8 protein-coding genes are annotated in these 4,637 nt (G+C 67.2%); 2 read left to right on the top strand and 6 right to left on the bottom strand.

Translation table 11 applies throughout. The features are described from left to right. Window positions 1-124 precede the first annotated feature (124 nt). Entirely contained in the window at window positions 125-451 is a 327-nt protein-coding gene (locus tag ABSF49_RS20295) for a hypothetical protein (protein ID WP_424114449.1), read from the top strand. 43 nt (window positions 452-494) lie between these two features. On the opposite strand, the gene arsB is transcribed toward ABSF49_RS20295, so the two are convergent. The 5 genes from arsB to ABSF49_RS20270 all read right to left on the bottom strand — a co-directional run bounded on the left by arsB (window position 495) and on the right by ABSF49_RS20270 (window position 3,852). Continuing rightward, the gene (gene arsB / locus ABSF49_RS20290) at window positions 495-1,553 is read right to left on the bottom strand and encodes an ACR3 family arsenite efflux transporter (RefSeq protein WP_424114448.1); all 1,059 of its coding nucleotides are present in this window, start codon (window positions 1,551-1,553) and stop codon (window positions 495-497) included. A 21-nt stretch (window positions 1,554-1,574) separates the two neighbouring features. Further along, a complete protein-coding gene (arsN2, locus tag ABSF49_RS20285; RefSeq protein ID WP_424114447.1) occupies window positions 1,575-1,967 on the bottom strand; it encodes an arsenic resistance N-acetyltransferase ArsN2 in 393 nt (130 codons plus the stop codon). 59 nt (window positions 1,968-2,026) lie between these two features. Then, complete coding sequence (locus tag ABSF49_RS20280; protein WP_424114446.1) at window positions 2,027-2,557, bottom strand: arsenate reductase ArsC; 531 nt, start codon at window positions 2,555-2,557, stop codon at window positions 2,027-2,029. Window positions 2,558-2,692: 135 nt separating this feature from the next. Further along, the gene (locus ABSF49_RS20275) at window positions 2,693-3,496 is read right to left on the bottom strand and encodes an arsenite methyltransferase (RefSeq protein ID WP_424114445.1); all 804 of its coding nucleotides are present in this window, start codon (window positions 3,494-3,496) and stop codon (window positions 2,693-2,695) included. A 14-nt stretch (window positions 3,497-3,510) separates the two neighbouring features. Continuing rightward, a complete protein-coding gene (locus ABSF49_RS20270) occupies window positions 3,511-3,852 on the bottom strand; it encodes an ArsR/SmtB family transcription factor (RefSeq protein ID WP_424114444.1) in 342 nt (113 codons plus the stop codon). 102 nt (window positions 3,853-3,954) lie between these two features. Here ABSF49_RS20270 and ABSF49_RS20265 point away from each other — a divergent pair, with 102 nt between their 5' ends. Continuing rightward, window positions 3,955-4,302: a hypothetical protein gene (locus ABSF49_RS20265; RefSeq protein WP_424114443.1), complete on the top strand. Its 348-nt coding sequence runs from the start codon at window positions 3,955-3,957 to the stop codon at window positions 4,300-4,302. A gap of 5 nt (window positions 4,303-4,307) precedes the next feature. On the opposite strand, the gene ABSF49_RS20260 is transcribed toward ABSF49_RS20265, so the two are convergent. Beyond that, window positions 4,308-4,637 (bottom strand): winged helix-turn-helix transcriptional regulator (locus tag ABSF49_RS20260; protein ID WP_424114442.1); only part of this gene is annotated, 330 nt, incomplete at its 5' end.

The raw sequence follows: 4,637 nt of genomic DNA, 5'->3' as shown, positions 1-4,637 counted from the left end.
CGGCCGCTTCGTCGGCGCGGCGGACGAGGCGACGCGTCCGCGTCCCGCCGCCGCGCCAACGGAGGAAGGGATCGACCTGTCGGCGCTGCCGAGCCCGGCGGAGTGACGCGTTCCCCTCTCCCGCTTGCGCTACCGTATTCACACATCTTTGTCGGTCGGCGACCACATCGGCCCGTCGCCGTCAAGCCGCTTCGCGTCTGCTTCGCTGCGCTTCGCCCCTTCGGGTGACGACGCCAGCCCGATGTGGCGTTTTGTTTTCATGGAGCTTGGTGAACGGAGCCGGCCCGCAGGCCGGCTCGTCTCACCAAACTCCATGAAAACCAAGAGCCTGAGCCGCGCGCAGGGGTCAAGGCTCGCGCGCGAGCGCGCGACCCGCGAAGCGGGCCTGGCCTTGACGCCGAGCACAGATCGGGCACAGCGGACCAAGAAGATTTCGAATTGCGACGCGTGAATCCGCTAGCCCGCTTGTCGGAGACGGCCGGGGCAAAGGCCGTTCAGACCACCGCGCCTGCGCCCTGGAAATATCGTCCGCGCGCCCACAGCGCGACGTTGACGAGCCCGATCATCGCCGGCACCTCGACCAGCGGGCCGATGACGGCGGCGAAGGCGACGCCGGAATTGATGCCGTAGACCGCCACCGCGACCGCGATCGCCAGCTCGAAATTGTTGCTCGCCGCGGTGAACGACAGCGTGCAGCAGCGCGGATAGTCGGCCCCCATCCCGCGGCTCAGCGCGAACGAGATCGCGAACATCACCACGAAGTAGATGAGCAGCGGGATGGCGATCCGCACCACGTCGCCGGGGATGGTGAGAATCAGCTCGCCCTTGAGCGAGAACATCACCAGGATGGTGAACAGCAGCGCCGCCAGCGTGATCGGGCTGATGATCGGCACGAAGCGGCTGTGGTACCACGCGCGCGACACGAACCGCAGCATGACGACGCGCGTCAGTATGCCGGCCACGCAGGGAACGCCGAGGTAGACGAACACGCTCTTTGCGATCTGGCCGATCGAGATGTCGACGACCGATCCGGTGAGCCCGAACAGCGGCGGCAAGACAGTGACGAAGAACCAGGCGTAGACACTGTAGAACAGCACCTGGAAGATCGAATTGAAGGCGACGAGGCCGGCGGCGTATTCGGTCGAGCCCTTGGCGAGCTCGTTCCAGACGACCACCATCGCGATGCAGCGCGCGAGGCCGATCAGGATCAGGCCGACCATGTATTCCGGCTTGTCCGGCAGGAAGACGATCGCCAGCGCGAACATCAGGACCGGCCCGATCAGCCAATTCTGGACCAGCGACAGGCCGAGCACTTTGACGTCGGCGAAGACGTCGGGCAGCTCCTCGTAGCGCACCTTGGCGAACGGCGGATACATCATCAGGATGAGGCCGACGGCGATCGGAATGTTGGTGGTTCCGACCTGGAACGAATTGACGACCTGCTTCACGCCGGGCGCGAAATAGCCGATCGCCACCCCCAGCGCCATCGCGGCGAAGATCCAGACGGTGAGATAGCGATCGAGGAACGAAAGACGGCGGGCGACGGAAGTCATTTGGCGCTCCCTGCGCTGCGTTCACGCGAGCGTCTTGACCATCAGCGGCGCCGACGACGGACATAGGCCGGCGGCCTGACGAGTCGAAAGAATCGTCTCGGGCGCCGATTTGCGATCGATCGCGGCGAAGCCGCGACGTTCGAAATAGGCTTTGGCGGCGGTCGTGAGCAGGAAGGCGCGCGTGGCGCCGAGCCTGCGCGCTTCCGCCAGCGCCGCCTCGACGATCGCTCGCCCCAATCCGGCGCGGCGGCGCGCCGGATCGACAACGACCGAACGCAGCAGCGCATCCTTTCCGTGGACTTCGAGCCCCGCAAAACCGATCGCCGCATCGCCGTCGCGAAAGGCGAAGAGTCGAACGTCCGGTTCGCCCAGATCGCCGGACGGCAACCGCTCGGCCTCGAGCCGTTCAGCCAAGCGAATGAAATCGCCTGGCGTCAAGGCCTCAGGACGCAAAACGGTTGGAACGATCGGCGTCACTTCTTTGCTCCGGCGGCGGCGTCCGTCGCGCCATCGAGCCGCCCGATTTCGCTGAGCTTCGCCTGCAACGACAGCGCGTCGAGGCTCCTCAGCGGCAGGGCGGCGAAAGCGGCGATGCGGTTGCGCATGAAGCGGAACGCCTCGTTGAACGCGCGCTCCTTGTCGATGTCTGTCCCTTCGACCGCCGCCGGGTCTTCGATGCCCCAATGCGCGGTCATCGGCCGGCCGGGCCAGATCGGACAGGCCTCGCCGGCGGCGGCGTCGCAAACGGTGAAGACGAAATCCATCTTCGGCGCGTCGGGCGCGGCGAATTCATCCCAACTCTTCGAGCGATGGCCCTCGGCCGGGTAGCCCTGCGCAGCGAGGACCTTGAGCGCGAAAGGGTTGACGACGCCCTTGGGATGGCTGCCGGCCGAGAAGGCGATGAAGCGTCCCGCCCCATGCTTGCGCAGGATGCTCTCGGCGAGGATCGAGCGCGCGGTGTTCCCGGTGCAGAGGAAGAGAACATTGTAGCTTGCGGCGGTCATTGGCTCGCCTCCGGCATTCCGGCCTCGCCGGCTTCCGACGGACTTATTCTCGTCTTGTCTGTCGACACGATCGCCCTCCTTCCGATCGCCGACGCGCGCCGCCTGTGCGTCGGCGCACGCGCTCCGAAGCGCCGATTACGGCTTTCTGGCGCGAATGAACGCGCTCATGAACTTGCCGTCGATAGCGGCTGCGTCAGCGCCGAACCCCTTGTCGGCCAGGAACGCGCGCGCGTCCTCGCTCCGGTAGACGCGGGTCGCTTCGACGTCGATCGCTTCGAAACCGGCGGCGGCGAGTTTGGCGCGATAGTCGCCTTCGTCGAGCGCGCCAGCGACGCAGCCCGCCCACAGCAGCAGGTCGCGACGCAAGCGTTCGGGGATGGCGCCGCGCGTGACGATGTCGGAGACAGCGAACCGGCCGCCAGGCTTCAATACGCGAAACGCCTCGCTGAGGACGCGATCCTTGTCGGCGGAGAGGTTGATGACGCAATTGGAGATGACGACGTCGACCGAGTTGTCAGGCAGCGGGATGGCCTCGATCTCGCCCTTGAGGAACTCGACATTGTCGGCGCCCGCTTTGCGCTGGTTCTCGCGCGCCAGCGCCAGCATCTCGTCGGTCATGTCGAGGCCGTAGGCGTTGCCTTTCGGGCCGACCCGACGCGCCGACAGCAGCACGTCGATGCCGCCGCCCGAGCCGAGATCAAGGACGGTCTCGCCCTCTTTCAGCTCCGCCAGCGCGGTCGGATTGCCGCAGCCGAGCGAAGCCAGAACCGCCTTCTCCGGCAGAGCGCTCTTCTCCGCCTCCGCATAGAGGTCGGAGGTGATCGGATCCGCGTCGCGAAGCGACGCCTTGGCGCCGCAGCAACTGGCGGAACCGCTCGCGGCGCTGGCGGCGGCGGCGTAACGGTTGCGGACGGCTTCTCGAATGCTCGCTTCGGACATTGCGCTCTCCTTAACTAGCAGGCGCAGGTGATCGCCTCGGGGCGGATCGCCTTGTTGCGGGTGCAGCATTCGGCGAACAGGAAGGCGACGATCTCCTGCAGCGCCGCGGTGTTCGCGGTGTAGCGAAGGAACGTGCTTTCGCGCCGGACGCCGACGAGGCCTTCGTTCTTCAGCTTGTCGAGATGATGCGACAGCGTGGACGGCGGGATGGCGAGCTCGGCGCCGATCTCGCCGACGACCAGCCCTTCGGGATGGGCCTGCAACAGCAGCCGGACGATCCTGAGCCGCGGCTCGGCGCCGAGCGCGCTGAGCATGTCGGCGAAACGGGCGATCTTTTCGGGTTCGCGGTTCGGCATGGCGTCCTCTTCGATAATTCTGTAAATATGGAATTATCGAATGTCAATGCCAAATGGCCCGGAACGCTCAGGCTGCGGAAGCCTGAGTCGAGGGAGGGACGAATGGCTTGGGTCAGCCTGATCCTTTTGGCGCTTGTCCTCTGGGCGGCGTGCGGCGGCGTCATCGCCATCGGGCGCCGCGTGTGGACGATGCAGACGACCTTGGTCGTCCACCTGTTCGCCGCAGCGGCGTTCGCCTTCGCGGCCGCCGCCGTTCACAAGCTGCTGGCGCCCGACGTCGACGCGATCGCGAGGGCCGCGGCGATGACGGGCCTGATCGTTGCGCTCGACGCGCTGGTGGTCGCCCCCCTGTTCGAACGCAGCTACGCGATGTTCCGCAGCGCGCTGGGGACGTGGGTTCCGTTTGCGGCGATCTTTCTGGCGTGCTGGGCGGCGGGAGCGCTAGTCTGACGGCTTCAGGCCGGCTCGACGACGCTCGCGCTCACCCGCGCCGACAGCTTCAGCTTCTGCTCGCTCGCCGCGACCTCGCGCCCCGAGCGGTCGACCAGCGCGACGCGCAGGGCTTCGCCGGTCGCGCGCGACCGCATCGCCGCCGGCGGCGGCTCGCCGTCCGCAAGCCAGAGGTCGCCCCACTGGGTCAGCGCGACGAACGGCAGGCGCAGTTCCGCCCCCTTCGGCGTCAGCCAATATTCGGGGCGCGCGCGCCGCCGCGGCTCGCGATAGTCGCGCCGCGCCAGCAGGCCGGCGGCGGTCAGCCGCTTGAGCCGGTCGGCAAGGACGGTGCG

Origin of the sequence: Roseiarcus sp., assembly GCF_049514155.1 — a bacterium.
In the GTDB taxonomy this organism is placed as follows: Bacteria; Pseudomonadota; Alphaproteobacteria; order Rhizobiales; family Beijerinckiaceae; genus Roseiarcus.
This window is presented reverse-complemented; position numbering and strand designations above follow the sequence as displayed.

Excerpts from the sequence above, each read along its gene's own strand:
- arsB (WP_424114448.1), bottom strand. The coding sequence starts at position 1,553 with ATGACTTCCGTCGCCCGCCGTCTTTCGTTCCTCGATCGCTATCTCACC.
- ABSF49_RS20280 (WP_424114446.1), bottom strand. The coding sequence starts at position 2,557 with ATGACCGCCGCAAGCTACAATGTTCTCTTCCTCTGCACCGGGAACACC.
- ABSF49_RS20275 (WP_424114445.1), bottom strand. The coding sequence starts at position 3,496 with ATGTCCGAAGCGAGCATTCGAGAAGCCGTCCGCAACCGTTACGCCGCC.
- ABSF49_RS20270 (WP_424114444.1), bottom strand. The coding sequence starts at position 3,852 with ATGCCGAACCGCGAACCCGAAAAGATCGCCCGTTTCGCCGACATGCTC.
- ABSF49_RS20265 (WP_424114443.1), top strand. The coding sequence starts at position 3,955 with ATGGCTTGGGTCAGCCTGATCCTTTTGGCGCTTGTCCTCTGGGCGGCG.